Below are 24,109 nucleotides of genomic sequence, written 5' to 3'. Positions count from 1 at the left end.
ATTGATTTTGAAGAAGGTTCATTTTTTTATCATTTACGGCTGTGTCTGCTTTGTACTGATTGGCGGAACCTTTCTCTATACTTACTTTAAGCCTGGAGGAATCGCAGAAGCTCTTGAATCCCGCTTTAAGCTATCGGCTGTAGTGGATGCATCTTTGAAAAAATTCGATCATGATAGTTTTTACATGGATCGGCTGTCTGAGTCGACCTATCTAGAAGGCTACAAAAAAAGAAAAGCCAAGACGGTTAAACAGCTGACTGTTTCAGATTCACCTTATTTAGCTAAGCTTTACGAAACCTATGATGATCAAGAACTGACCCATTATTTCAGCGAAGATCGGATGTACTTGGAAGAAAAGGATGGATTTGAGACCATTGATGACACCGACTCCCGGAAACATATTGATGGCTATTCGGGCATGTCCTCCTTTAAGGCTTTGCTGCAGGTCATGGTAGATAATGAGTCAGAACTGACTAAGAAAAAAGTGGACGGGGGCTATGAGTTTTCGGTGACAGCAGAAGGTGATTTGGCCTATGACCTTATCGATGCCTTCTACTATGCTTATAATGATGAACATTATGATACGACCATTGATATTGAGAAGTGTCAGGTTGCCTTTGTGGTTGACCCTAAGACTCGGACCATTCGCTCTATTGATATGACCATGGATTTGGACGAAGATACAGCCTTAGATGGAGAATTGATTTACTTCAAGCAGAGGGCAGTCTTCAAGGACTATGGCAAGGCAAAAGTCCATCTTCCAAAGAAAATCAAAGAAAAAGAAGCAAAATCAGCTGTTTAAAGGCTGATTTTTTTGTGCAAAAGTTTTTTTGTTGCAGATTTTTATGGGGTTGGCTTGATTTTAAATTTTTAAAAATTACCTTTTAGTGATATAATAAAGGTGATATACTACAGAAAAGAGATAATTGATGACAAATTACGCGATTATTTTGGCTGCGGGTAAGGGGACTCGCATGAAGTCAGATTTACCAAAAGTGCTGCACAAGGTTGCAGGGATTTCCATGCTGGAACATGTTTTTCGTAGTGTTAGTGCCATTGATCCAGAGAAGACCGTGACAGTTGTTGGGCACAAGGCAGAGTTAGTTGAGCAAGTCTTGGCAGGTCAGACAGACTTTGTCCGTCAGACCGAGCAGCTGGGAACGGGCCATGCCGTTATGATGGCCGAGCCTGTTTTGGAAAATCTGACTGGTCAGACGCTGGTCATTGCTGGCGATACTCCTCTGATTACAGGAGAAAGCCTGAAAAACTTGATTGACTTCCATATCAACCACAAGAATGTTGCAACTATCCTGACAGCAGAAGCAGATAATCCTTTCGGCTACGGCCGTATCGTACGCAATCAGCACGACGAAGTCTTGAAAATTGTTGAGCAGAAGGATGCTTCTGATTTTGAACAGCAAATCAAGGAAATCAATACGGGAACTTACGTCTTTGACAATGCTCGTCTCTTTGAAGCCCTCAAAAATATCAATACCAATAATGCTCAAGGCGAATACTATATCACAGATGTGATTGGTATTTTCCGCGAGAATGGTGAGAAAGTCGGTGCTTATACGCTGAAAGACTTTGATGAAAGTCTGGGGGTTAATGACCGCGTGGCTCTTGCTACAGCTGAGAGTGTAATGCGCCGTCGGATTAACCAGCAGCATATGGTGAATGGGGTCAGCTTTGTCAATCCAGATGCGACCTATATCGATGTAGATGTGGAAATTGCGCCTGAAGTTCAAGTTGAAGCAAATGTGACCTTGAAAGGTCAGACCAAGATTGGGGCAGAGACTGTTTTAACTAACGGTACCTACATCGTAGACTCTGTCATTGGAGAGCGGACCGTTATCACCAACTCCATGATTGAGGAGTCAAGTGTTGCGGATGGAGTGACGGTCGGACCATACGCTCACATTCGTCCAGGTTCTAGTCTGGCTAAGGATGTCCATGTCGGTAACTTTGTAGAAGTTAAAGGATCGTCAATTGGAGAAAATACCAAGGCTGGTCATTTGACCTATATTGGAAACTCTGAAGTCGGCGCTAATGTCAACTTTGGTGCGGGTACGATTACGGTTAATTATGATGGTCAGAAGAAGTACAAGACTATCATTGGCGACAATGTCTTTGTTGGTTCCAACTCGACCATTATTGCCCCAGTTGAGCTGGGTGACAACTCACTGGTCGGTGCTGGTTCTACTATTACCAAGGACGTACCAGCAGATGCCATCGCTCTGGGACGTGGCCGTCAGATCAACAAGGAAGATTATGCTAAGCGACTTCCTCATCACCCTCAAAACAAGTAGGTTTAGTCATGGAATTTGAAGAAAAAACCGTCCAACGCAAAGTAATTTATCGAGGCCCGATTTTCCAAGTGGTTCAGGATCAGGTAGAGTTGCCAGAGGGCAAGGGTCAAGCCCAACGGGATTTGATTTTTCATAATGGGGCGGTGGCTGTAATTGCTATCACCCCGGAAAATAAGATGATTTTAGTCAAGCAGTACCGCAAGGCGATTGAAGCGACTTCTTACGAGATTCCAGCTGGCAAGCTGGAGGTAGGAGAGAATGCAGATCCCCAAGCAGCTGCCCTCCGAGAATTAGAAGAAGAGACCGGCTACACTGGACAGCTGGAGTTGGTCTATGATTTCTACTCTGCCATCGGTTTTTGCAATGAAAAAATCAAGCTCTACAGCGCCAGCCATTTAACAAAGGTCGAAAACCCTCGTCCTCAAGACGAGGATGAAACATTGGAACTTTTTGAAGTCAGTCTGGAGGAGGCACATCAGTTGCTGCAAAACGGTGACATCTGCGATGCCAAGACCATCATGGCCCTTCAGTACTGGGAACAAAAAAATCTGAATAAATAGGAACGTAGATCAATGGGAAAAGCTTTATTAACAGATGAAATCATTGAGCGGGCCAACCGCGGTGAGGATATTTCGGGGCCGCCTCTCATGGATGACGAGGAAACCAAGATTCTTTCAACTGGCAGAAGCTCCTTTAGCTCGCAGCAGTCTAGCCGACAGGATACTCAGTTTGGCTATCAAAGCCCTCAAAACCGCTTTGGTTATGAAGAAGCTCGGTCTCAGCAGAATCAGAGTCGTTTTGGTTATCAGACTGCTCAAAACCAAGAGGAGTTTACGGATGAGACTCTCCACATTGAGGTAGATCCGACCGTGACTAAGAGCCGTCGGATTGAAAATCAGAAGCGGAGCCTCTTTCAAGCCAAACTCAATAAGATTCTCCTTTGGGTGGTTATCCTGCTGATTGGTTTGATTGCTGCTATTATTTGGTGGCCTTAAAAAACTGCTCTATTGCACTTAAAAGGAAGCCTAGTCTGTCTAAGCTTCTTTTTCATCAGATGATTTGAGGTATTATATGAAAATTGGAATTATCGCAGCCATGCCTGAGGAGTTGAAGATTCTGCTGGAGCATTTAGAAAACCCGCAGAAGCACCTGCGTTTGGGCCATGTCTATCATACGGGCTCCATCGGCTACCATGAAGTGGTGTTGGTCGAAAGCGGGATTGGCAAGGTTATGTCCGCTATGAGTGTGGCTGTTCTGGTCAATGATTTCAAGGTTACAGCTGTGATTAATACAGGCTCAGCTGGAGCAGTGGCAGAAGGTTTGGCTATCGGCGATGTGGTGGTCGCAGATCGTCTGGTCTACCATGATGTAGATGTGACGGCCTTTGGCTATGACTACGGTCAGATGGCACGACAGCCACTCTATTTTGAAGCGAGTCGCTATCTGGTTGCTGAAATGAAGAAAATTTTAGACAAGACTCATCAGAAGGCCAGAGTAGGGTTGATTGCGACAGGTGACAGCTTTGTTGCAGGTCAAGACAAGATTGATCGCATCAAGGAGCATTTTCCAGATGTCTTGGCTGTCGAGATGGAAGGCGCAGCTATTGCTCAAGCTACACATTCGATTGGTCTGCCTTTTATGGTTATTCGAGCCATGAGCGACACAGCTAGCCATGATGCTAATGTCACTTTTGATGAATTCATTCTTGAAGCTGGTAAACGCTCGGCAGAAACCCTGATTCAATTTCTGAAAGAGTTGGTTTAAAGGGGGAGATAGTATGTACAAAGAGTCTTATTTTGATGGTGGTCTCTTTTCTTACATCGGTCATGTGATTTTGGCTACCTTGATTACAGTTTTTACACTGGGAATTTGTGCACCTTGGGGCATGTGTATCCTGTATAATTGGAAGATAAAACATACAGTTATTGACGGGCACCGCCTTTACTTTGATGGTACTGCCATGCAGCTTTTTGGTAATTGGATTAAGTGGTGGCTATTGACCATTGTTACCTGTGGTATTTATGGCTTTTGGCTGAAAATCAAACTGACCCAGTGGATTACCAAGCATACGCATCATGCGAATTGAGAACAAGCAGGCGAGACTTAAGTAGCTCGCTTCTCCTTTTCTTCTATCTTGCCAAAAAATCCCTTTTGATGGTATAATCAAGGAACTGCAATCAATGATAGAGGAGAAAAAATGAGTATCTTAGAAGTGAAAAATCTCAGCCACGGTTTTGGAGACCGGGCTATTTTTGAGGATGTATCCTTCCGCCTGCTCAAGGGTGAGCATATCGGCCTGTTCGGTGCCAATGGCGAGGGGAAGTCAACCTTTATGAGCATTGTGACGGGGAAAATGCTGCCGGACGAAGGTAAGGTTGAGTGGTCCAAGTATGTGACAGCTGGCTATCTGGATCAGCATGCTGTGCTGGAGCAAGGTCAGTCTGTTCGCGATGTCTTGCGCACGGCCTTTGACGAGCTTTTCAAGACCGAGGCTCGTATCAATGAAATCTATATGAGCATGGCTGAGGAAGGAGCCGATGTTGATGCCCTGATGGAAGAAGTGGGCGAGCTGCAGGACCGCTTGGAGAGCCGGGATTTCTATACTCTGGATGCCAAGATTGACGAAGTTGCACGGGCACTAGGTGTGATGGACTACGGTATGGAGAGTGATGTGACGGAGCTATCTGGTGGGCAGCGGACTAAGGTTCTCTTGGCTAAGCTGCTTCTGGAAAAACCAGATATCCTGCTCTTGGACGAGCCAACAAACTATTTAGATGCTGAGCACATTGACTGGCTCAAGCGCTACCTACAAAACTATGAAAATGCCTTTGTTCTGATCTCCCATGATATTCCTTTCTTGAATGACGTGATCAATATTGTCTACCATGTAGAAAATCAGCACTTGACTCGTTACTCTGGCGACTACTATCAGTTCCAGGAAGTCTATGAGATGAAAAAATCTCAGCTGGAAGCGGCCTACGAGCGCCAGCAGAAAGAAATTGCGGACCTTAAGGACTTTGTGGCTCGCAATAAAGCCCGCGTGGCAACCCGAAATATGGCCATGTCCCGCCAGAAAAAATTAGATAAGATGGATATTATTGAGTTGCAGAGTGAGAAGCCAAAGCCTACCTTTGACTTCAAACCTGCCCGCACACCTGGCCGTTTTATCTTTCAGGCTGAGAATTTGCAGATTGGTTACGACCGACCGCTAACCCAGCCCCTTAACCTGACCTTTGAGCGTAATCAAAAGGTGGCGATCATCGGGGCAAATGGGATTGGAAAAACAACCCTGCTCAAGAGTTTGCTGGGGATTATCCCGCCTATCGCAGGTCAGGTCGAGCGTGGGGACTATCTAGAGCTGGGCTATTTCGAGCAGGAAGTCGAGGGCGGCAATCGTCAGACACCGCTGGAAGCAGTCTGGAACGCCTTTCCGGCCCTTAACCAAGCAGAAGTCCGAGCGGCTCTGGCCAGATGTGGTCTGACTTCCAAGCACATCGAGAGCCAGATCCAGGTTCTTTCAGGTGGAGAGCAGGCCAAGGTCCGACTTTGCCTCCTCATGAACCGAGAAAATAATGTTCTGGTGCTGGACGAGCCGACCAACCACCTGGATGTCGATGCCAAGGAAGAGCTCAAACGAGCTCTGAAAGAATACAAGGGCAGCATCCTTATGGTCTGCCATGAGCCTGATTTCTATGAAGGCTGGATGGACCAGATCTGGGATTTTAACCAGTTGACTTGATAAAATTTAAAAAAGAAAAGAGACGGTTCATTGAGAATCGTCTCTTTCTGTTGCTAATAATTCAAAAACTGCTCGATTTCCTGCTTTTCGATCTGCTTGCCGTGCTGGCAGACTGGGCAGGTGAGGTAATGTTTTCTACCGTAAGGAAAGGTAGGAATCCAATAAAGTGTAAACTTTCGGCCGGTTTCCATAATGTCCCAAGGTGCGATGTTATGGCAGTTGGCACACTCGATATTGCTTTGGGTCTGTCCTAAGTTTTTCTGATAACCTTTATATCCCCAGATAATCATATTGATTTCCCTCCTTAATTGGTTGGGCGGTCAGCTTATTTGCTGAAGTCATAGTCCTTGATAATCTCGATTTTTTCAATCTTGATATCTTTTTTAGGCTTGTCGTTGTCGTCTGTTTCTGCGGCAGCGATTTTGTCCACCACATCCATCCCTTCCAGCACTTGGCCGAATACGGTATAAGCTCCGCCATCTAAAGTAGGATTTCCACCGTTTTTATAGGCTTCGATGATCTTAGCTGGGAAAGAATCCGTAGACATTTGGCTAGACAAGTCTTTCTTGCTTTGGTTGATGAAGAACTGACTGCCATTGGTACCAGGGCCTGCATTAGCCATGGATAGGGCGCCACGAATATTATAAAGATATGGAGAATACTCATTTTTAAAGCCGTTTCCAGAGTCTTTAGACTTGTCTTTGCCCTTCCAGATAGACTCGCCTCCAGTGCCGTTGCCTTTAGGATCTCCGGTCTGAATCATAAATTCATTGATAACACGGTGGAATAAAACGCCATCATAGTAGCCTTCTTTGGCATGGGTCAGGAAGTTTTCAACGGCTAGTGGGGCTTGTTTTGGAAAGAGCTTGATGCGGATATCGCCTTCAGTCGTTATCAACTTGACTTCCGCTTCATCTTCAGCAACTTCTGTAGATAGCTGCGGAAAATTGGCATTTTCGTTAGTCATGGCATCCTTGAATTGCTCACGGAGTTTGCTGGTTTCCTCTGGATCAGAGCTAGAGCTCACTAGAGAGGAACTGCTGGATGAGTTGGAGGAGCTAGTAGTCTCCTCTTTCTTACCTTTACCAGAGCAGCCAGCCAAGACAAGTCCTGATAAGAGACTGATAAGAAGAATTTTTTTCATATAAAACCTTTCTCACATTAGATTGTAAACTACTGATATTTTACTACAATTAAGCTAGTTTTTCAAACCCTCCTGTGTCAGACAATCCAGGAGCAGATTTTTAAGTCCTGCTGGCCGTAAGTTCAGGTCGCAAATTGCTTCTATGTCTAGCCATTCAGGTTGATAGACATTCTGGGCATGACTGCGAAGGGCTTCCTCGCCCTGAATCATTGGGGCTGATGTATGGCTGATAGTGGCGCGAAAATAGATTTCTAAGCGGTGGCTATTTCTGAAAGTAAAGGCTGGCTGCAGCTGCTTTTCAGACAAGAACCAACCCAGCTCTTCCTGAATTTCTCGCTGAGCTACTTGGACTGCTGTCTCACCTGACTCGGCTCCGCCGCCCGGTATCACAAAATACTCTTCTCCATTTTTCCAGCGGTGGATGAGCAGTATTTGCTTGGTTTGGGGATTGAAAAGAATGACTCCGGCTCGCATTATCTTCCTCCTCATGTATTTTTACTGTGAGCTAATTAAAATGTCCCTCTATTCTACCACAAGAACAAGAGTTTTGCTTGGACTTGTTAAAAGTATGGTAGAGTGAACAAATTCATCTTGATGTAATTAAATTTTATCTGAAGAGAGGGTTCAATAGCAGGCGAACTTGTGCATTGAGAGATGTTATGGTAAAATAAACAGTGTAAAAATAATAAGGAGTGTTTTCCATGGAGAAAAGACTGACAAGAGATGTCAACAACAAAAAAATCGCTGGTGTATGTGCTGGTATCGCAAACTACTTTGATTTAGATCCAACCTTGGTTCGTGTTATTTGGATTCTTTTGGTCTGTGTGGCAGGTACAGGTGTCTTGGCTTACTTGATTGCTTGGGCGGTTATGCCAGAGGCTTAATAAGAATTTTGTGATAGTGAAATGAGAACTGGCTAGCCCAGTTCTTTTTGCGTGGATAAATAAATTTTTTTGTTTCTGATCTAGATAAAAGATTTCTCATCTAAGGCTCAAATATGGTATAATAAGGGTTATGGCAACTAAGAAAAACACGAAAAAAGGCCGGACAACTCGCCGGCCGACAAAAGCAGAATTAGAAAGACAAAAAGCAATAAAGAGAATGATTGCCACCTTTGTGTTGGCTCTTATTCTTTTGTTTGCAGCGATAAAGCTGGGCGCTTTTGGGGTCACCATTTATAATATGATTCGCCTCTTGGTGGGAAGCTTGGCCTATTTGGCTATTCTGGCCAGCTTTGGCTATCTCTTTTTTTTCAAGTGGCTGCACAAGCACGAGGGGACGGTTTCAGGATTTATCAGCCTCTTTTTGGGACTGGAGTTAATTTTCCAAGCTTATTTTGTCAGTGTGTTGAAGCTAGAGGGAGCAGCTGTCTTATCCACAACTCTAGGCAGGGTTTTGACTGATCTGACAGCCTTTAAGGTCAGCTCCTTCGCGGGTGGTGGCCTGCTAGGTTCTCTCCTTTACGCGCCTATCTCTTTTCTTTTTTCAAATATCGGCTCCTATTTCTTCGGCCTGCTCCTCATTCTTTTGGGCGGTCTCCTAATGAGCCCGTGGTCTATCTATGATATTTCAGAAAAGGCTATGGCTGCTTTTCAAAATTGGAGAGAGAAGCAGGAAGAAAAGCGACAGCTTCGTTTCTTGGAGCAGGAAGAGAAAGCTGCACAGGCAGCGATGCAAGCCATTGAAGTAGAGCAGGAAGAAGTCGAGGTCGATTCTGAAACAGGAGAGATTTTAGATGACGAGGACTTGTCAGATACAGCTGTGGACTTTGACGAGGCAGACTATGAGGAAGTGGGAGAGTATGACCCTCATGAGCCTCTGGACTTTGGTCGCGAAGAAGAGACGGACGAGACAGATGTAGACGTTGAAGTGGACTTTACCGCCAAGGAAAGTCTAGACTATAAGCTGCCGACCATCAACCTCTTTGCGCCCGACAAGCCTAAGAATCAGTCCAAAGAAAAGCGCATTGTCCGAGATAATATCAAAATTTTGGAAGAGACCTTTGCTAGTTTTGGGATCAAGGCTGCTGTTGAGCGGGCTGAAATCGGACCTTCCGTTACTAAGTACGAGGTCAAGCCAGCTGTCGGTGTTCGGGTCAATCGGATTTCCAATCTGGCAGATGATTTGGCTCTAGCCTTGGCTGCCAAGGATGTGCGGATTGAAGCGCCGATTCCTGGGAAATCTCTTGTCGGGATTGAAGTACCCAACTCTGAAGTTGCGACCGTGACCTTCCGAGAACTCTGGGAACAGTCGAAAACGGATGCCAACAAGCTCCTAGAAATCCCACTTGGGAAGGCTGTCAACGGCTCTGTCCGCTCCTTTGACTTGGCTAAGATGCCCCATCTCTTGGTAGCGGGCTCTACTGGTTCTGGAAAATCTGTGGCCGTCAACGGTATTATTGCCAGCATTCTCATGAAAGCCAGACCGGATGAAGTCAAGTTTATGATGGTGGATCCTAAGATGGTGGAGCTGTCCGTTTATAATGACATTCCTCACTTGCTTATCCCAGTCGTGACCAATCCTCGCAAGGCTAGCCGTGCACTCCAGAAGGTTGTAGATGAGATGGAAAACCGCTATGAACTCTTCTCCAAGGTCGGTGCCCGTAACATTGCTGGCTACAATGCTAAAGTAGCCGAGTACAATGCCCAATCAGAGTACAAGCAAGTTCCCCTGCCTTTAATCGTCGTCATCGTGGACGAGCTGGCTGACCTTATGATGGTGGCCAGCAAGGAAGTGGAAGACGCCATTATTCGTCTGGGACAGAAAGCGCGTGCGGCTGGGATTCACATGATTCTGGCTACCCAGCGTCCATCTGTAGATGTTATCTCCGGTCTGATTAAGGCCAATGTACCCTCTCGGATTGCCTTTGCTGTATCCAGCGGGACAGACAGCCGGACCATTCTGGATGAAAATGGAGCAGAAAAGCTCTTGGGTCGTGGGGATATGCTCTTTAAGCCTATTGATGAAAACCACCCGGTTCGTCTGCAGGGCTCCTTTATCTCGGATGAAGATGTGGAGCGAATCGTAGCCTTCGTCAAGAATCAAGCTGAAGCTGATTATGACGATAGTTTTGATCCTGGTGAAGTATCTGAAAGTGATTTGGATACTGGTGGGGGCGATGATGAAGGCGATCCTCTCTTTGAAGAAGCCAAGGCCTTGGTTATCGAGACTCAGAAAGCCAGCGCATCTATGATTCAGCGGCGACTCTCGGTCGGCTTTAATCGAGCCACTCGTCTTATGGAAGAACTTGAAGCGGCAGGCGTTATCGGACCAGCCGAAGGCACCAAGCCTCGAAAGGTTTTGCAGACAAATTAATTCTAATTTCACTAGTCTGCTAGCAAGATAATCATTTGATAAAAACAAATCTGCCAGCAGTCAGCCGGCAGATTTTCTCTACTTACACATTGCCAAGGAAAGGAAAAAAGTATGAAACTAGACACCATTCACCATATAGCCATCATTGGTCATGATTATGCCAAGACCAGGGAGTTTTATGTGGATAAGCTAGGCTTTGAGCAGCTGGATGAACACCATCGGCCAGACAAGCAGGATATTCTCTTTAATGTCCGCAAGGGAAATCTGACTCTGGAAATTTTTATCAAGGAAGAAGCTCCCAAGCGGCCAGCCCTGCCGCATCCTGAGCATACAGGTCTACGGCATCTGGCCTTCCGAGTGAAAGATGTCGAAGAAACGCTAGAGGAATTTGACTGTTTGGAGATTCCTCATACCGAGCTGCGCTATGACGACTTTGACGGTCGTAAGATGGCTTTCTTCTTTGATCCGGATGGCCTGCCTCTGGAGATTCACGAATAAGACTAGGAGCATCGTAAGATTCTTCTTTCACGGCAAAAGAAGGACTTGTAAGTCCCGCATATGAAAACCCCATCGGCTAACTCGTGACCGATGGGGTTTATTTTACATTATTACAAAAAGAGACCGATGACCATGGCTAGGTACATGAAGAAGGTCAGAAGAAATCCAGCCCGCCAGAAGAACTTGAAAAACTTGGGATAGTAGAAGCTCCTTTTTTTCTTGAGAAAATAGATGGTGATGGCGATAGCGAGAACTGAGAGAGCTAGAGTCAGCTGGGGCAGCAAGCTGTGGTAGTAGGCCTTATCTGAAATGATATAAAATTCCACAACAAAAAGCGGAAAAGCTAAGTCCGCAAAGTTTAAACCGTATTTCCTTAATTGAAAAACTCGCACTGTAATAGTGGTTAAAATCAATGTTAAAAAGATAAATAAAATCGAAGCAATCTTTAATAGTGTCATAAGATTATTTTACCACAAAAAATTCAAAAAAGAAGATAAAATTCCTTGCATTTAACAAAGTTTAGTGTATAATAGAAAGGTATGCGAAAAGCATACTTGTGGGAGGTAAAAATCTTTATTTACCGCCAAAACCACAAAGGAGGATTTAAAAATGGCTAAAAAAGTCGAAAAACTTGTAAAATTGCAAATCCCTGCTGGTAAAGCTACTCCAGCTCCACCAGTTGGTCCTGCGCTTGGTCAAGCCGGTATCAACATCATGGGATTCACTAAGGAGTTCAACGCTCGTACAGCTGATCAAGCTGGTATGATTATTCCAGTTGTTATCTCAGTGTACGAAGACAAATCATTCACTTTCGTGACTAAGACTCCGCCAGCTGCTGTTCTTTTGAAGAAAGCTGCAGGTGTTGAAAAAGGTTCTGGTGAGCCAAACAAAACGAAAGTTGCAACAGTTACTCGTGCGCAAGTACAAGAAATTGCTGAAACTAAGATGCCAGATTTGAACGCTGCAAACATCGAGTCTGCAATGCGTATGATTGAAGGTACTGCTCGTTCTATGGGATTCACTGTTGTTGACTAATCAATAACGTTCATCCCATTTGCCCGCACTACACTTGATCAGATTGACGAGTGACGTGGGAGATGAAAATCGATTGAACCACTTACAAGGAGAAAGATAAAATGGCTAAAAAAAGCAAACAACTTCGTGCTGCTCTTGAAAAAATCGACAGCACAAAAGCATACAGCGTAGAAGAAGCTGTAGCACTTGCAAAAGAAACTAACTTTGCAAAATTCGATGCAACTGTAGAAGTTGCTTACAACTTGAACATCGACGTTAAAAAAGCTGACCAACAAATCCGTGGTGCAATGGTATTGCCAAACGGAACTGGTAAAACTTCACGCGTTCTTGTTTTCGCACGTGGTGCTAAAGCAGAAGAAGCGAAAGCTGCTGGTGCAGACTTCGTTGGTGAAGATGACCTCGTTGCAAAAATCAACGACGGTTGGTTGGACTTTGACGTAGTAATCGCTACGCCTGACATGATGGCACTTGTAGGTCGCCTTGGACGTGTCCTTGGACCTCGTAACTTGATGCCAAACCCTAAAACTGGTACTGTAACAATGGATGTTGCAAAAGCAGTTGAAGAGTCTAAAGGTGGTAAGATTACTTACCGTGCAGACCGTGCAGGTAACGTACAAGCTATCATTGGTAAAGTTTCATTTGAAGCTGACAAGTTGGTTGAAAACTTCAAAGCTTTCAACGACACAATCCAAAAAGCAAAACCAGCTACTGCTAAAGGTACTTACGTAACCAACCTGACTATCACTACTACACAAGGTGTTGGTATCAAGGTTGATGTAAACTCACTTTAAGAATTTATATTGAACTGCCTTCGGGCGGTTCTTTTTTTGAAATAAAAATGCTGATAACGATTACAAACTCATAGAAACATGTTATAATAATATCGAATCAATTTATTTTATAATAAAAGGAGACGGTGTCATGAAAAAAGATCAGAACCAGCTAACCTGGCTGATGGTATCTCTGATTGCTTTTAATATGGTCTGGGGTCTGGGCAATGTGGTTAATAACTACTCCCAGCAGGGCATTTCGGTAATTGTTTCTTGGATTCTTATCCTAGCTATTTACTTCATTCCTTATGCCCTAATCGTGGGGCAGCTAGGCTCGACTTTTAAGGAGAGCGGAGGCGGTGTCAGTGACTGGGTGGAGAAGACCTCTACCAAGCGGCTGGCTTATTTTGCGGCCTGGACTTACTGGGTGGTACACATTCCTTATCTAGCTCAGAAACCTCAGGGAGTCTTGATTCCGCTGGGCTGGGCTATTCAGGGAAATGGCGACTTTTTGAGCAGTCTTGATATTCACTGGATTGTTATTCTTAGCTTGCTGATTTTCGGTGCCTTTCTCTACTTGTCTACCAAGGGGCTGTCCACGCTCAAGGTGATTGGGGGCTTGGCAGGAAGTGCCATGCTGATTATGTCTTTCCTCTTTGTCCTCTTAGCAGTCGGGGCACCTTTTATCAAACCTGACATGCAGTTTGCGACGGCTAATATGGATAAGCTTAGCACTTACATTCCCAACTTTGACTTCTCTTATTTCACGACTATCTCCCTCTTAGTCTTTGCGGTCGGCGGGGCTGAGAAAATATCTCCTTACGTTAACCAAACACGCAATCCAGCCAAGGAATTTCCAAAGGGGATGATTGTCATGGCTGTCATGGTTGGTGCATCTGCTATCCTAGGCTCTATAGCTATGGGCATGCTTTTTGATGGCAGCAATATTCCTGAAGACCTGATGCGAAACGGCGCTTACCAAGCCTTCCAAAAGCTGGGCAACTACTGGGGAGTGGGCAATGTACTAGTAGTCATCTATGCCCTGACCAACATGGTTGGACAGATTGCTGCACTGGCTTTCTCTATTGACGCGCCTCTGCAAATCATGCTCAATAATGCCGATGAAGAGTTTGTCCCAAGTTGGCTGCGCAAGCGGACATCAAAAGGAGTCCTAATTAACGGTTACATCCTGACTGGGATTTTGGTTAGCTTACTAATTATTCTGCCTATCTTTGGAATCAAAGAAATTGACGGTCTGGTCAAATGGATGACCAACCTCAACTCCATCGTTATGCCCATGCGTTATCTCTGGGTATTCTTGGCCTACATGATGTTGAACAAAGCTTGGAAGAAGTACAAGGATGCTGAGTACAAATTTACCAAAAATCCAAAAGTTGGCTTTGCTATCGGAGCTTGGTGCTTCCTCTTTACAGCCTTTGCCTGCATTTTAGGGATGGTTCCGAAAGTAGACTTTGCCAAAGACCCAGCTGGCTGGCAATTCTCTCTCTTAACAAACGTTTTGACGCCAATTGTCTTGATCAGTCTGGGTGTCATCCTGCCGCTCTTAGCTAAGCGGGAAAAGAAACAGTCGCTCAAGCAGTGAGTAGGCCTTGTAAAAGATGATTGAAATATTCATTCCCAGTCCTATCTGATGATGGGGCTGGTTTTTCTGTGAAATGAGCTTGTCTGCTCTGCTATTTTACTAAAAGGAAAAAAGAAAAATTTCAGTGATTTAACTATATAAAAATCACAAAATGTGGTAAAATAGTACAGATAAAATAAGGAGTAAAAAAATGGTAGAACCTAAGTATAAGCGTATTTTGATTAAGTTGTCAGGTGAAGCTCTTGCCGGTGAAAAAGGCGTTGGTATTGATATTCAAACCGTTCAGAAGATGGCGGAAGAAATCAAAGAAGTTCATGATTTGGGAGTTCAAATTGCTCTGGTTATCGGAGGCGGAAACCTTTGGCGGGGTGAGCCGGCAGCAGAAGCGGGCATGGATCGTGTTCAGGCTGATTATACTGGTATGTTGGGCACTGTCATGAATGCGCTGGTAATGGCGGATTCGCTGCAGCAGGTAGGTGTAGATACGCGCGTGCAGACTGCGATTGCTATGCAGCAGGTAGCTGAGCCTTACATCCGAGGTCGGGCTCTTCGTCATCTGGAAAAAGGCCGTATAGTCATTTTCGGTGCAGGTATTGGTTCTCCTTATTTTTCAACCGATACAACCGCTGCCTTGCGCTCAGCTGAGATTGAAGCAGATGCGATTCTCATGGCTAAAAATGGCGTGGACGGTGTTTACAATGCCGATCCTAAGAAAGACAAGACCGCTGTTAAGTTTGATGAGCTGACCCACCGGGATGTCATCAGCAAGGGACTGCGGATCATGGACTCAACGGCTTCGACCCTGTCTATGGACAATGACATTGACTTGGTTGTCTTTAACATGAATGAGCCAGGCAATATCAAACGCGTTGTTATCGGTGAGCAAATCGGAACAACAGTATCAAATAATTTATAAGAACGGAGATTAGAAACTCATGGCAAATGCAATTGTAGAAAAAGCAAAAGAAAGAATGACCCACTCGCACCAAAGTCTGGCTCGTGAATTTGGCAGCATCCGTGCAGGCCGCGCCAATGCCAGCCTTTTGGACCGCATCCATGTGGAGTACTATGGAGTAGAAACTCCGCTCAACCAAATCGCTTCTATTACTATTCCGGAAGCGCGTGTTCTTTTGGTGACACCTTTTGACAAGTCTTCTATCAAGGACATTGAGCGTGCGCTTAATGCTTCTGACCTTGGGATTACGCCAGCCAGCGATGGTTCTGTGATTCGTCTGGTCATTCCAGCCCTGACAGAGGAAACTCGCCGTGACTTGGCTAAAGAAGTGAAAAAGGTCGGTGAAAATGCTAAAGTTGCCATCCGTAACATCCGCCGCGATGCTATGGACGAAGCTAAGAAGCAGGAAAAAGCCAAAGAAATCACTGAAGACGAATTGAAGACCCTGGAAAAGGATATTCAAAAAGTAACGGACGATGCTGTCAAACATATCGATGAAATGACAGTAAACAAAGAAAAAGAACTTTTAGAAGTTTAACATTTTTATCAGAATCAAAACTCAGTTGGCTTTGGCTGACTGAGTTGTTTTAACATCAAAAATCCTTGCCCGGTTTGAAGAAGCAAGGTAGAAAATAGGTCTATATGAATACAAATCTTGCCAGCTTCATCGTGGGTATCATCACCGATGAAAATGATCGTTTTTACTTTGTTCAAAAGGATGGTCAGGTTTACGCTCTTTCTAAGGAAGAGGGGGCGCATGAGCTGGGTCAGTCTGTCAAAGGCTTTGCCTACAGCGATATGAAGCAGAAGCTTCGCCTGACAACTCTTGAAGTTACAGCTACTCAAGAGCAGTTTGGTTGGGGAACGGTAACGGAGGTTCGCAAGGATCTAGGTGTCTTTGTCGATACCGGTCTGCCGGATAAGCAAATCGTTGTGTCACTTGACATCTTGCCAGAAATCAAGGAACTCTGGCCTAAGAAGGGCGACCGCCTTTATATCCGTCTGGATGTGGACAAAAAAGACCGCATCTGGGGTCAACTGGCTTATCAAGAGGATTTCCAGCGTCTGGCTCGTCCTGCCTACAATAACATGCAAAATCAAAATTGGCCAGCCATCGTTTATCGGCTCAAGCTTTCTGGTACCTTTGTCTACCTGCCGGAAAATAATATGCTGGGCTTTATTCATCCGAGTGAGCGCTATGCAGAGCCACGTTTGGGGCAGGTCTTGGACGCTCGGGTGATTGGCTTCCGTGAAGTAGACCGAACTCTTAATCTCTCGATCAAGCCTCGTTCCTTTGAAATGCTGGAAAACGATGCCCAGATGATTCTGACCTATCTGGAGAGCAATGGCGGCTTTATGACCTTGAACGACAAGTCTTCACCAGACGACATCAAGGCTACCTTTGGCATTTCCAAAGGCCAGTTTAAAAAAGCTCTAGGTGGGCTGATGAAAGCTGGTAAAATCAAGCAGGACCCGACTGGAACGGAGTTGGTGTGAGGATTCTTATCTGATTATGATACTGTTTTATATTATTTCTCTAATAGTAATTTTATTTCTGTGCTGGTATTTATTTATTCCTTTTTTAGCATATTTTGTTATATACCCAACAATCTTATTATGCTTTCCTTTGAAATATTTGTTTAATAAAATCTGGAATAAAATGGAAATAAATACAGCTACAGTTAAAATTAATTGGTTAAGAAAGAGTTTGATTTGGATAGAAAATAAAATTTCGTTAAAAAATAACAAGTTTATTGGTTATGTTTTAAATACGCCGTTGTTTATATATATGACGATACTTTTAATTGCTACATTTATTTCTCCGATACCAGCGAGCATTATCTATAATATTTTTCATATTAAAATTAATGGCGACTTATTAGTTTTTGTAACCGCTGAATTTTTGATACTATTAAATTACTTAGAAATTATTTTATTAAGTAGTATTAACCAAGAGATAAGTAACAGTAAAAAAATTGAATTTAATCAAAACCAGGCATTAAAAGACTTAGAACTACATGAAAGTTTTTTAAAAAGTATTATAAAGCCCCTGTCTTTATTAAGTTTTTTATCAGCTCTAGTTGGAATTGGTAATGTCTTATTTCCTGAAATCAAATATGAAATTTTAAAATTTTTTCAGGAAAATTCAAATGAACATATTACAATATGGGCGGTTTATTTAATAGCTGTGTTGTTTTATTGTGCTATAAATTATTTTATGCTTCAGTTTGTGAAACATGTTGTAGTTAATATTGAGAACTATTCTGGATTTTATAAGGTATTAATAAAGTTCTCAAAATCACTTTTTTAATAAATTTTTAGAAAGGAACCTATGAGAAAATCTTTTTACAGCTGGCTGATGACAGAGCGCAATCCTAAGAGCAAGGAGCCCAAGGCTATTTTGGCGGATTTGGCTTTTCAGGATACTGCCTTTCCCAAGCATACGGATGATTTTGACGAGGTCAGTCGTTTTCTGGAGGAGCACGCAAATTTTTCCTTTAACTTGGGCGAGTTCGATGCTATTTGGGAAGAGTATCAGGCACATTGAGTGGATAGTGGCTAGGGATAGTCATTTTCTGCTTGCTTTGATATAATAAAGATAATTCATTCAATAAATTAAAATAGAGAGGTTCTTTGTTTGCAGGAACATTCAGTAGAATTGAAACTGGGCCATCCAGATGATGCCTTTCATCTCTTTGGTTCTAATGAACGCCATCTGCGCCTTATGGAGCAGGAATTGAAGGTAACTATTCATGCCCGAACCGAGATTGTGCAGATTTTAGGTACGAAGGCTGCCTGTGAAGAGACCAGACAGGTCATTCAGGCTCTGTTGGTCTTGGTCAATCGTGGCATGACCATCGGTACTCCCGATGTTGTGACAGCCATCACCATGGTCAAAAATGATGAAATTGATAAGTTTGTAGCTCTTTACGAAGAAGAGATTATCAAGGACAGCTATGGCAAGCCGATTCGGGTCAAGACACTTGGCCAAAAAATCTATGTGGACAGCGTTAAAAATCATGATATCGTCTTTGGGATCGGGCCAGCCGGGACAGGGAAGACCTTTCTGGCGGTGACCTTGGCCGTGACTGCTCTCAAGCGTGGGCAGGTCAAGCGAATCATCCTGACAAGGCCAGCGGTAGAAGCTGGTGAGAGTTTGGGATTTCTGCCTGGTGATCTTAAGGAAAAGGTGGATCCTTATCTGCGTCCGGTCTATGATGCCTTGTATCAGATTTTGGGCAAGGACCAGACAACGCGCCTTATGGAGCGAGAAATCATTGAGATTGCTCCCCTAGCCTATATGCGGGGGCGGACTTTGGATGATGCTTTTGTAATTCTGGACGAGGCACAGAATACCACCATCATGCAGATGAAGATGTTTCTGACGCGGCTAGGCTTCCAGTCCAAGATGATTGTCAATGGAGACATCAGCCAGATTGACCTGCCTCGCAATGTTAAATCAGGACTCATTGATGCTCAGGAGAAATTAAAGAACATCTCCCAAATCGACTTTGTACATTTCTCAGCTAAGGATGTCGTTCGTCATCCAGTAGTGGCGGAGATTATCCGAGCTTATGAACCAACTCCTGTTAAAGAGGCAGCAACTGAGCCAGAAGAAATGGAATAAGAGAACTAAATATCAGTTCACATCGGCCATGATCATGATATAGATTTTTTAAGGTTTATAAAATGATTAAAAGTGATTATCAGGAAAGATAGAATTTTAAAAAGAGGTAGAAGATGGATTGGTATGATTATATGATTAATGCTTCTAGGCAATCAAGGTTTAATGCCAGTCATTGGTTTCGTTACCTTAGAAAGGTTATTTTTGAAGACAGTTCTTATTTAACTGACAAAGATGTGGAACGTTTGTTGGCTTCAAAAGAGTTGACAGATTTTCAAAAGGTTAGTCTGAAATATGCTCTACAAGAACACACTCCAACGCATGAGTATGTGATTTCTTTAAACAAACCTGCTAAGTTAACAAATGTTCAAGAGCTGATGGAGAGATATAAGCATGGATAAAATGAAACCAGTTTTTGAAGCCTTAAATCAAGAATTGGCCCAAGCCAACCTTACTTTAACTATTATCTGTGTTGGGGGCTATGTCTTGGAACATCATGGCTTGCGAGCAACGCAAGATGTAGATGCTTTTTACCAAGAAAACCAAAAAATCAATGAGATTATTGCGAGAGTAGGACAACGATTTAACCTCAATACTCATGAAGAACTTTGGCTCAATAATAATGTAGCAAGAATGAACAAGCAGCCAGCGGTTGACTTATGTGAGACCTTATATACTTTTAGTCATTTAAGGGTTTTAATGGTTCCGATTGAATATGTTTTAGGAATGAAAATGTTCAGCATTAGAGAACAGGATTTGAAAGACATAGGAGCTATTATCAAATACAAAGATTTTCATTCCCCATTCAAAACCTTTGAGGACCTGAGAAAGTTGGGTTTTGATACGATTGATTTTTCTGTTCTTTTAGAAGGTTTTAGTCATGCCTATGGTATGGAATGGCTAGAGGAATTTTTCAAAGAAAATCAAGAAAAGCTAAAGAGGTATTACTAAAGAAAGCTTTGATTTTTATCTAATAACATACGAAAAGAGCAGATTTATTTCTGCTCTTTTTTGTGGGATTGATTTTAAAGTTGAAATAATCAACTAAACGAGTTCGTCAATAGATGTGTAGTCCTTGTTGAGGCCTTCTGCAACTGGCTGACTGGTGATGTGGCCTTGGTAGGTTGTGACACCTTGACGCAGGCCTGGGTCATCTTCAATGGCTTGTTTGAAGCCTTTCTCTGCCAAGGCTTCAATATAAGGAAGGGTGACATTGGTCAAGGCGATAGTAGAAGTGCGGGCTACGGCACCAGGAATATTAGCAACTGCATAGTGGAGGACACCGTGTTTTTCGTAAACAGGCTCGGTGTGAGTCGTTACGCGGTCAGCAGTTTCAATAACACCACCTTGGTCAACGGCTACGTCAACAATGACAGAGCCTGGACGCATTTGCTTAACCATATCGTCTGTCACTAGTTTCGGAGCTTTCGCACCTGGAATGAGGACAGCGCCAATCACGACATCTGCCTCTCGAACGCTAGCTTCGATATTGAACGGATTAGACATGAGGGTCTGGATTTGATGACCGAAGACATCTTCTAGGACAGACAGACGCTTAGCGCTGATATCCAAAATAGTCACTTGAGCACCCAATCCTAGAGCGATACGAGCGGCATGAGTACCTACGACACCGCCACCGATGATGGTGACTTTACCTTTCGGAACACCTGGTACACCACCGAGAAGTACGCCAGATCCACCTTCACGCTTAGTCAGGAAGTGGGCTCCGATTTGGACCGCCATCCGACCAGCTACCTCACTCATAGGTACCAAGAGTGGCAGTTGTCCATCTTGATCGCGGACGGTTTCATAGGCCAGACCAGTCGTCTTGGCACTTGTCATAGCATCTGCTAGCTCAGGAGCGGCAGCCATGTGCAGGTAGGTAAAGAGTAAGAGGTCATCGCGGAGGAAGCTATATTCGGCTGCCAGAGGTTCTTTGACCTTGACCACCAGCTCAGCTGCCCAAGCTTCTGCAGCAGTAGGGACGATTTTTGCACCTTGCTTTTGGTAGTCTGCATCTGTAAAACCAGATCCCAGCCCTGCATTTGTCTCAATCAGCACTTCATGTCCTTTACCAACGAGGCTTTGAACACCAGCTGGTGTCAGAGCGACACGATTTTCATTGTTTTTGATTTCTTTTGGAATACCGATTAACATAAAAAATATGCTCCTTTTTTAAGATGTTTTTATTGTATATGAAAACGCTTCAAAAATCAAGAAAAAATCTGAGCGGTTTGCTTTCATTAGTGAATTGTGCTATTCTGTTAAGAAAAAATAGGAGGCTCTGATGGAAAATATCTATGTCAATCTGGCTCGTCATACCAGACTGGAAACTGAGCGGTTGATTCTGCGTCCGGTGACCTTGGAGGATGCCCCGGCAATGTTTGAGTACGCTTCAGATGAGGAAAATACTCGCTATACTTTTGAGACAAACAAAAGCCTGGAAGAAACACGCAATAATATCGCTCTCTTTTATCTGGCCAATCCTCTGGGGCGCTGGGGAATAGAAGTGAAAGAAAGTGGCAAATTCATCGGGACTATTGACCTGCATAAGATCAGGCTGGACTTGAAAACGGCGGCTATCGGATACGTAATCAATAAAAAATACTGGAATCTGGGATATACGACAGAGGCCAATCGCGCAGTAATCAAGCTAGCTTTTGAGGAAATCAGAATGAACAAACTTGTAGCGCTGCATGATGTGGATAATCCAGCATCTGGCCGAGTTATGGTCAAGTCGGGTATGAAATATTCCCACGAAGAGCCTTACGCATCACTAGACAAGCATGAGAAAGGTCGCATTGTGACACGGGTTCATTACTATCTGACTAGGGAAGATTATTTTGCAAAAAAATGAGAAAGGATATTGACAAGCACCTATCTACATGATATATTAGATAGGTACGCTGATTTAGCTCAGTTGGCAGAGCGCATCCATGGTAAGGATGAGGTCGCCGGTTCGATCCCGGCAATTAGCATCTTGTAATACAAGGTTGGGTTTTCCCAGCCTTTTCTTTTTGTCAGTTATAGCAAATAGTGAAAGGCAAAGTTTCGGGAAGGAACATAATAAAAATAGCTGCTTTTGTCTTTGCGGTGAGTGGTTGATAAATCTGCTCTGCTATTTTCCAAAACCCTGCCCTCGGCTCCCTAAAGTGAGTCAAAATATGATATAATAAGGTAATACTAGCAAAGCGGGTAAGATATGTATATCGAAATGGTAGATGAGACGGGTCAGGTTTCGGAAGAGATTCTTAAACAGACTCAGGAAATTTTGGAGTTTGCGGCCCAGAAAACGGGCAAGGGAAATAAGGAAATGGCTGTGACTTTTGTCAGCAATGCGCGCAGTCATGAACTAAACTTGGAATATAGAGATACGGATCGGCCGACGGATGTGATTAGCTTGGAGTATAAGCCTGAGCTGGACATCGCTGTTGACGAGGAGGATTTGCTGGACCATCCTGAGCTAGCTGAGATGTTGGAGGATTTTGACGCCTATATCGGCGAGCTGTTCATTTCAGTGGACAAGGCGCGTGAGCAGGCAGAGGAATACGGCCACAGCTTTGAGCGGGAGATGGGCTTTTTGGCAGTGCATGGTTTTCTGCATATCAACGGCTATGATCACTATACGCCGGAAGAAGAAGCAGAAATGTTTGGATTACAGGAAGAAATTTTAACTGCTTATGGACTCACAAGGAAATAACAAACGCAAATGGAAAAATCGAGATGTGGTCTCGAGTCTGGAATTTGCTTTAACCGGTATTTTTACAGCTTTTAAAGAGGAGCGCAACCTGCGCAAGCATGTCCTTTCGGCTTTGGCAGTGATAGTTGCGGGACTGATTTTTGACTTGTCCGCGATAGAGTGGCTCTTTCTCTTTTTGAGCATTTTTCTGGTCATTGCCTTTGAGATTGTCAATTCTGCCATTGAAAATGTCGTGGATCTGGCCAGCGATTACCACTTTTCTATGCGGGCAAAGAATGCCAAGGACATGGCGGCGGGAGCTGTTCTGGTCGTGTCTGGCTTTGCTGTTGTGACGGGACTGATTATTTTTGTTCCCAAGATTTGGGATTGGATTTTTTAAAGACTTGAAAATCGGGGGAGACTGCCGATTTTCTGCTGTTTTTATGGAAATATAATAGAGGTAGAATAATGACTTTTAAATCAGGTTTTGTAGCTATTTTAGGACGTCCTAATGTTGGGAAATCAACTTTTTTAAATCATGTTATGGGGCAAAAAATTGCCATCATGAGCGATAAGGCTCAGACCACACGCAATAAAATTATGGGAATTTACACGACGGATAAGGAGCAGATTGTCTTTATCGACACGCCGGGAATCCATAAGCCTAAGACGGCTCTAGGCGATTTTATGGTGGAAGCAGCTTACAGCACCCTGCGTGAGGTGGATACCGTCCTCTTCATGGTGCCGGCTGATGAGCCGCGTGGCAAGGGCGATGACATGATTATCGAACGCCTGAAAGCGGCTAAAGTACCAGTTATTTTGGTAGTTAATAAGATTGATAAAGTCCATCCGGATCAGCTTTTAGCGCAAATTGATGATTTCCGTCAGCAGATGGATTTCAAAGAAATCGTGCCGATTTCAGCCCTGCAGGGTAATAATGTGTCCCATCTGATTGACATCCTCAGTGAGAATCTGGAAGAAGGCTTCCAGTATTTCCCAGAAGATCAGATTACTGATCATCCGGAGCGCTTTCTGGTGTCAGAAATGATTCGGGAGAAGGTTTTGATGCTGACGCGGGAGGAAATCCCCCATTCAGTCGCAGTGGTCGTTGATAGCATGAAGCGAGACGAGGAGACGGACAAGGTCCATATCCGAGCGACTATCATGGTGGAACGTGACAGTCAAAAAGGCATTATCATTGGTAAAGGCGGATCCATGCTGAAGAAAATCGGATCCATGGCTCGGCGCGATATTGAGCTCATGCTGGGGGACAAGGTCTTCCTAGAAACCTGGGTCAAGGTCAAGAAAAACTGGCGGGACAAGAAGCTGGACTTGGCGGACTTTGGCTATAATAAGAAGGAGTATTGAATCCCTAAGGAAGCTAGGAAAAAATATGTTTAAAATAGTAGTGAAAGAGAGTATAACATTTTGTTATCT

General features: G+C 43.9%; 30 protein-coding genes and 1 tRNA gene. 26 read left to right on the top strand and 5 right to left on the bottom strand.

Features of this window, described 5'->3' with window-relative positions; all coding sequences use genetic code 11:
* Positions 1 to 7: 7 nt before the first annotated feature.
* The 7 genes from J1C77_RS08360 to J1C77_RS08330 all read left to right on the top strand — a co-directional run bounded on the left by J1C77_RS08360 (position 8) and on the right by J1C77_RS08330 (position 6,048).
* Positions 8 to 802 (top strand): hypothetical protein, encoded by a 795-nt coding sequence (locus J1C77_RS08360; RefSeq protein WP_002909232.1) that lies wholly within the window; start codon positions 8 to 10, stop codon positions 800 to 802.
* A 127-nt stretch (positions 803 to 929) separates the two neighbouring features.
* Positions 930 to 2,309: a bifunctional UDP-N-acetylglucosamine diphosphorylase/glucosamine-1-phosphate N-acetyltransferase GlmU gene (gene glmU, locus J1C77_RS08355; RefSeq protein WP_002918606.1), complete on the top strand. Its 1,380-nt coding sequence runs from the start codon at positions 930 to 932 to the stop codon at positions 2,307 to 2,309.
* Positions 2,310 to 2,317: 8 nt separating this feature from the next.
* Complete coding sequence (locus J1C77_RS08350) at positions 2,318 to 2,869, top strand: NUDIX hydrolase (protein ID WP_002920680.1); 552 nt, start codon at positions 2,318 to 2,320, stop codon at positions 2,867 to 2,869.
* A 12-nt stretch (positions 2,870 to 2,881) separates the two neighbouring features.
* Complete coding sequence (macP, locus tag J1C77_RS08345) at positions 2,882 to 3,304, top strand: cell wall synthase accessory phosphoprotein MacP (RefSeq protein WP_002905026.1); 423 nt, start codon at positions 2,882 to 2,884, stop codon at positions 3,302 to 3,304.
* A gap of 76 nt (positions 3,305 to 3,380) precedes the next feature.
* Complete coding sequence (locus tag J1C77_RS08340; protein ID WP_002920681.1) at positions 3,381 to 4,073, top strand: 5'-methylthioadenosine/adenosylhomocysteine nucleosidase; 693 nt, start codon at positions 3,381 to 3,383, stop codon at positions 4,071 to 4,073.
* Positions 4,074 to 4,086: 13 nt separating this feature from the next.
* A complete protein-coding gene (locus J1C77_RS08335; protein WP_002918611.1) occupies positions 4,087 to 4,395 on the top strand; it encodes a DUF898 family protein in 309 nt (102 codons plus the stop codon).
* A 111-nt stretch (positions 4,396 to 4,506) separates the two neighbouring features.
* Positions 4,507 to 6,048, top strand: coding sequence for an ABC-F family ATP-binding cassette domain-containing protein (locus tag J1C77_RS08330; RefSeq protein ID WP_002920682.1), 1,542 nt, complete (start codon positions 4,507 to 4,509; stop codon positions 6,046 to 6,048).
* A 53-nt stretch (positions 6,049 to 6,101) separates the two neighbouring features.
* Here J1C77_RS08330 and J1C77_RS08325 read toward each other — a convergent pair whose 3' ends face one another.
* The 3 genes from J1C77_RS08325 to J1C77_RS08315 are packed head-to-tail and all read right to left on the bottom strand — an operon-like array spanning position 6,102 to position 7,666.
* Positions 6,102 to 6,338: a zinc-ribbon domain-containing protein gene (locus J1C77_RS08325; RefSeq protein ID WP_002920683.1), complete on the bottom strand. Its 237-nt coding sequence runs from the start codon at positions 6,336 to 6,338 to the stop codon at positions 6,102 to 6,104.
* A gap of 35 nt (positions 6,339 to 6,373) precedes the next feature.
* Entirely contained in the window at positions 6,374 to 7,192 is an 819-nt protein-coding gene (locus tag J1C77_RS08320; RefSeq protein ID WP_002920684.1) for a peptidylprolyl isomerase, read from the bottom strand.
* 54 nt (positions 7,193 to 7,246) lie between these two features.
* Positions 7,247 to 7,666, bottom strand: coding sequence for an NUDIX hydrolase (locus J1C77_RS08315; protein WP_042762775.1), 420 nt, complete (start codon positions 7,664 to 7,666; stop codon positions 7,247 to 7,249).
* 227 nt (positions 7,667 to 7,893) lie between these two features.
* Between J1C77_RS08315 and J1C77_RS08310 the strand changes: the two genes are divergently transcribed.
* The 3 genes from J1C77_RS08310 to gloA2 all read left to right on the top strand — a co-directional run bounded on the left by J1C77_RS08310 (position 7,894) and on the right by gloA2 (position 11,005).
* Positions 7,894 to 8,076: a PspC domain-containing protein gene (locus tag J1C77_RS08310; RefSeq protein WP_002899876.1), complete on the top strand. Its 183-nt coding sequence runs from the start codon at positions 7,894 to 7,896 to the stop codon at positions 8,074 to 8,076.
* Between the two features lie 130 nt (positions 8,077 to 8,206).
* A complete protein-coding gene (locus J1C77_RS08305) occupies positions 8,207 to 10,507 on the top strand; it encodes a DNA translocase FtsK (RefSeq protein WP_002920686.1) in 2,301 nt (766 codons plus the stop codon).
* Positions 10,508 to 10,618: 111 nt separating this feature from the next.
* Complete coding sequence (gloA2, locus tag J1C77_RS08300) at positions 10,619 to 11,005, top strand: SMU1112c/YaeR family gloxylase I-like metalloprotein (RefSeq protein WP_002920687.1); 387 nt, start codon at positions 10,619 to 10,621, stop codon at positions 11,003 to 11,005.
* 110 nt (positions 11,006 to 11,115) lie between these two features.
* Here the strand turns inward: gloA2 and J1C77_RS08295 are convergent, their stop codons facing one another.
* The gene (locus tag J1C77_RS08295; RefSeq protein ID WP_002897148.1) at positions 11,116 to 11,463 is read right to left on the bottom strand and encodes a DUF3397 domain-containing protein; all 348 of its coding nucleotides are present in this window, start codon (positions 11,461 to 11,463) and stop codon (positions 11,116 to 11,118) included.
* A 151-nt stretch (positions 11,464 to 11,614) separates the two neighbouring features.
* On the opposite strand from J1C77_RS08295, the gene rplK reads away from it, so the two are divergent.
* From rplK to J1C77_RS08240, 11 genes are all read left to right on the top strand, one after another.
* Positions 11,615 to 12,040 carry a 50S ribosomal protein L11 gene (gene rplK, locus J1C77_RS08290; RefSeq protein WP_002894851.1) on the top strand — a complete coding sequence of 142 codons (426 nt, stop codon included), beginning with the start codon at positions 11,615 to 11,617 and terminating at the stop codon, positions 12,038 to 12,040.
* Positions 12,041 to 12,141: 101 nt separating this feature from the next.
* Positions 12,142 to 12,831, top strand: a complete 690-nt coding sequence (gene rplA / locus J1C77_RS08285; protein WP_002894855.1) for a 50S ribosomal protein L1 — start codon at positions 12,142 to 12,144, stop codon at positions 12,829 to 12,831.
* A 130-nt stretch (positions 12,832 to 12,961) separates the two neighbouring features.
* Positions 12,962 to 14,413 (top strand): APC family permease, encoded by a 1,452-nt coding sequence (locus tag J1C77_RS08280; RefSeq protein WP_002920688.1) that lies wholly within the window; start codon positions 12,962 to 12,964, stop codon positions 14,411 to 14,413.
* Positions 14,414 to 14,603: 190 nt separating this feature from the next.
* Positions 14,604 to 15,329 (top strand): UMP kinase, encoded by a 726-nt coding sequence (gene pyrH / locus J1C77_RS08275; RefSeq protein ID WP_002894857.1) that lies wholly within the window; start codon positions 14,604 to 14,606, stop codon positions 15,327 to 15,329.
* A 19-nt stretch (positions 15,330 to 15,348) separates the two neighbouring features.
* The gene (gene frr, locus J1C77_RS08270) at positions 15,349 to 15,906 is read left to right on the top strand and encodes a ribosome recycling factor (protein WP_002920689.1); all 558 of its coding nucleotides are present in this window, start codon (positions 15,349 to 15,351) and stop codon (positions 15,904 to 15,906) included.
* Between the two features lie 104 nt (positions 15,907 to 16,010).
* Complete coding sequence (gene cvfB, locus J1C77_RS08265; RefSeq protein WP_002920690.1) at positions 16,011 to 16,865, top strand: RNA-binding virulence regulatory protein CvfB; 855 nt, start codon at positions 16,011 to 16,013, stop codon at positions 16,863 to 16,865.
* A gap of 163 nt (positions 16,866 to 17,028) precedes the next feature.
* Positions 17,029 to 17,679 (top strand): hypothetical protein, encoded by a 651-nt coding sequence (locus J1C77_RS08260; protein ID WP_223310671.1) that lies wholly within the window; start codon positions 17,029 to 17,031, stop codon positions 17,677 to 17,679.
* Between the two features lie 21 nt (positions 17,680 to 17,700).
* Positions 17,701 to 17,916, top strand: coding sequence for a YozE family protein (locus tag J1C77_RS08255; RefSeq protein ID WP_002894860.1), 216 nt, complete (start codon positions 17,701 to 17,703; stop codon positions 17,914 to 17,916).
* A gap of 90 nt (positions 17,917 to 18,006) precedes the next feature.
* Complete coding sequence (locus J1C77_RS08250; RefSeq protein ID WP_002920693.1) at positions 18,007 to 18,996, top strand: PhoH family protein; 990 nt, start codon at positions 18,007 to 18,009, stop codon at positions 18,994 to 18,996.
* 113 nt (positions 18,997 to 19,109) lie between these two features.
* Positions 19,110 to 19,394: a hypothetical protein gene (locus J1C77_RS08245; RefSeq protein ID WP_002920694.1), complete on the top strand. Its 285-nt coding sequence runs from the start codon at positions 19,110 to 19,112 to the stop codon at positions 19,392 to 19,394.
* Entirely contained in the window at positions 19,387 to 19,944 is a 558-nt protein-coding gene (locus J1C77_RS08240) for a DUF6036 family nucleotidyltransferase (RefSeq protein WP_002920695.1), read from the top strand. Before J1C77_RS08245 ends, J1C77_RS08240 begins: the two co-directional genes overlap by 8 nt.
* Before the next feature lie 93 nt (positions 19,945 to 20,037).
* Here the strand turns inward: J1C77_RS08240 and ald are convergent, their stop codons facing one another.
* Positions 20,038 to 21,150, bottom strand: a complete 1,113-nt coding sequence (gene ald / locus J1C77_RS08235) for an alanine dehydrogenase (RefSeq protein WP_002918634.1) — start codon at positions 21,148 to 21,150, stop codon at positions 20,038 to 20,040.
* Positions 21,151 to 21,280: 130 nt separating this feature from the next.
* Here ald and J1C77_RS08230 point away from each other — a divergent pair, with 130 nt between their 5' ends.
* The 5 genes from J1C77_RS08230 to era all read left to right on the top strand — a co-directional run bounded on the left by J1C77_RS08230 (position 21,281) and on the right by era (position 24,040).
* On the top strand, positions 21,281 to 21,850 hold the full coding sequence (locus tag J1C77_RS08230) for a GNAT family N-acetyltransferase (RefSeq protein ID WP_002920696.1): 570 nt from the start codon (positions 21,281 to 21,283) through the stop codon (positions 21,848 to 21,850).
* A 48-nt stretch (positions 21,851 to 21,898) separates the two neighbouring features.
* Positions 21,899 to 21,971: transfer RNA gene (locus J1C77_RS08225), tRNA-Thr, on the top strand.
* 224 nt (positions 21,972 to 22,195) lie between these two features.
* Entirely contained in the window at positions 22,196 to 22,693 is a 498-nt protein-coding gene (gene ybeY, locus J1C77_RS08220; protein ID WP_002909250.1) for an rRNA maturation RNase YbeY, read from the top strand.
* Complete coding sequence (locus J1C77_RS08215; protein ID WP_002894866.1) at positions 22,674 to 23,072, top strand: diacylglycerol kinase family protein; 399 nt, start codon at positions 22,674 to 22,676, stop codon at positions 23,070 to 23,072. Before ybeY ends, J1C77_RS08215 begins: the two co-directional genes overlap by 20 nt.
* A gap of 68 nt (positions 23,073 to 23,140) precedes the next feature.
* Positions 23,141 to 24,040 (top strand): GTPase Era, encoded by a 900-nt coding sequence (gene era, locus J1C77_RS08210; RefSeq protein ID WP_002894867.1) that lies wholly within the window; start codon positions 23,141 to 23,143, stop codon positions 24,038 to 24,040.
* Positions 24,041 to 24,109 lie beyond the last annotated feature (69 nt).

It is taken from the genome of Streptococcus sanguinis, from assembly GCF_050223295.1.
Lineage (GTDB): Bacteria > Bacillota > Bacilli > Lactobacillales > Streptococcaceae > Streptococcus > Streptococcus sanguinis_X.
The sequence above is the reverse complement of the archived record's forward strand: the minus strand, read 5'-3'. Positions and strand labels throughout refer to the sequence as shown.

What these genes read in the sequence shown, in the direction of transcription:
- gloA2 (WP_002920687.1), top strand. Translation starts at nt 10,619, where the DNA reads ATGAAACTAGACACCATTCACCATATAGCCATCATTGGTCATGATTAT.
- J1C77_RS08330 (WP_002920682.1), top strand. Translation starts at nt 4,507, where the DNA reads ATGAGTATCTTAGAAGTGAAAAATCTCAGCCACGGTTTTGGAGACCGG.
- J1C77_RS08350 (WP_002920680.1), top strand. Translation starts at nt 2,318, where the DNA reads ATGGAATTTGAAGAAAAAACCGTCCAACGCAAAGTAATTTATCGAGGC.
- era (WP_002894867.1), top strand. Translation starts at nt 23,141, where the DNA reads ATGACTTTTAAATCAGGTTTTGTAGCTATTTTAGGACGTCCTAATGTT.
- ybeY (WP_002909250.1), top strand. Translation starts at nt 22,196, where the DNA reads ATGTATATCGAAATGGTAGATGAGACGGGTCAGGTTTCGGAAGAGATT.
- J1C77_RS08335 (WP_002918611.1), top strand. Translation starts at nt 4,087, where the DNA reads ATGTACAAAGAGTCTTATTTTGATGGTGGTCTCTTTTCTTACATCGGT.
- J1C77_RS08215 (WP_002894866.1), top strand. Translation starts at nt 22,674, where the DNA reads ATGGACTCACAAGGAAATAACAAACGCAAATGGAAAAATCGAGATGTG.
- J1C77_RS08245 (WP_002920694.1), top strand. Translation starts at nt 19,110, where the DNA reads ATGGATTGGTATGATTATATGATTAATGCTTCTAGGCAATCAAGGTTT.
- glmU (WP_002918606.1), top strand. Translation starts at nt 930, where the DNA reads ATGACAAATTACGCGATTATTTTGGCTGCGGGTAAGGGGACTCGCATG.
- J1C77_RS08340 (WP_002920681.1), top strand. Translation starts at nt 3,381, where the DNA reads ATGAAAATTGGAATTATCGCAGCCATGCCTGAGGAGTTGAAGATTCTG.
- macP (WP_002905026.1), top strand. Translation starts at nt 2,882, where the DNA reads ATGGGAAAAGCTTTATTAACAGATGAAATCATTGAGCGGGCCAACCGC.
- J1C77_RS08295 (WP_002897148.1), bottom strand. Translation starts at nt 11,463, where the DNA reads ATGACACTATTAAAGATTGCTTCGATTTTATTTATCTTTTTAACATTG.
- cvfB (WP_002920690.1), top strand. Translation starts at nt 16,011, where the DNA reads ATGAATACAAATCTTGCCAGCTTCATCGTGGGTATCATCACCGATGAA.
- J1C77_RS08255 (WP_002894860.1), top strand. Translation starts at nt 17,701, where the DNA reads ATGAGAAAATCTTTTTACAGCTGGCTGATGACAGAGCGCAATCCTAAG.
- pyrH (WP_002894857.1), top strand. Translation starts at nt 14,604, where the DNA reads ATGGTAGAACCTAAGTATAAGCGTATTTTGATTAAGTTGTCAGGTGAA.
- J1C77_RS08325 (WP_002920683.1), bottom strand. Translation starts at nt 6,338, where the DNA reads ATGATTATCTGGGGATATAAAGGTTATCAGAAAAACTTAGGACAGACC.
- J1C77_RS08310 (WP_002899876.1), top strand. Translation starts at nt 7,894, where the DNA reads ATGGAGAAAAGACTGACAAGAGATGTCAACAACAAAAAAATCGCTGGT.
- J1C77_RS08315 (WP_042762775.1), bottom strand. Translation starts at nt 7,666, where the DNA reads ATGCGAGCCGGAGTCATTCTTTTCAATCCCCAAACCAAGCAAATACTG.
- J1C77_RS08260 (WP_223310671.1), top strand. Translation starts at nt 17,029, where the DNA reads ATGGAAATAAATACAGCTACAGTTAAAATTAATTGGTTAAGAAAGAGT.
- J1C77_RS08305 (WP_002920686.1), top strand. Translation starts at nt 8,207, where the DNA reads ATGGCAACTAAGAAAAACACGAAAAAAGGCCGGACAACTCGCCGGCCG.
- rplK (WP_002894851.1), top strand. Translation starts at nt 11,615, where the DNA reads ATGGCTAAAAAAGTCGAAAAACTTGTAAAATTGCAAATCCCTGCTGGT.
- rplA (WP_002894855.1), top strand. Translation starts at nt 12,142, where the DNA reads ATGGCTAAAAAAAGCAAACAACTTCGTGCTGCTCTTGAAAAAATCGAC.
- J1C77_RS08320 (WP_002920684.1), bottom strand. Translation starts at nt 7,192, where the DNA reads ATGAAAAAAATTCTTCTTATCAGTCTCTTATCAGGACTTGTCTTGGCT.
- frr (WP_002920689.1), top strand. Translation starts at nt 15,349, where the DNA reads ATGGCAAATGCAATTGTAGAAAAAGCAAAAGAAAGAATGACCCACTCG.
- J1C77_RS08240 (WP_002920695.1), top strand. Translation starts at nt 19,387, where the DNA reads ATGGATAAAATGAAACCAGTTTTTGAAGCCTTAAATCAAGAATTGGCC.
- J1C77_RS08280 (WP_002920688.1), top strand. Translation starts at nt 12,962, where the DNA reads ATGAAAAAAGATCAGAACCAGCTAACCTGGCTGATGGTATCTCTGATT.
- ald (WP_002918634.1), bottom strand. Translation starts at nt 21,150, where the DNA reads ATGTTAATCGGTATTCCAAAAGAAATCAAAAACAATGAAAATCGTGTC.
- J1C77_RS08230 (WP_002920696.1), top strand. Translation starts at nt 21,281, where the DNA reads ATGGAAAATATCTATGTCAATCTGGCTCGTCATACCAGACTGGAAACT.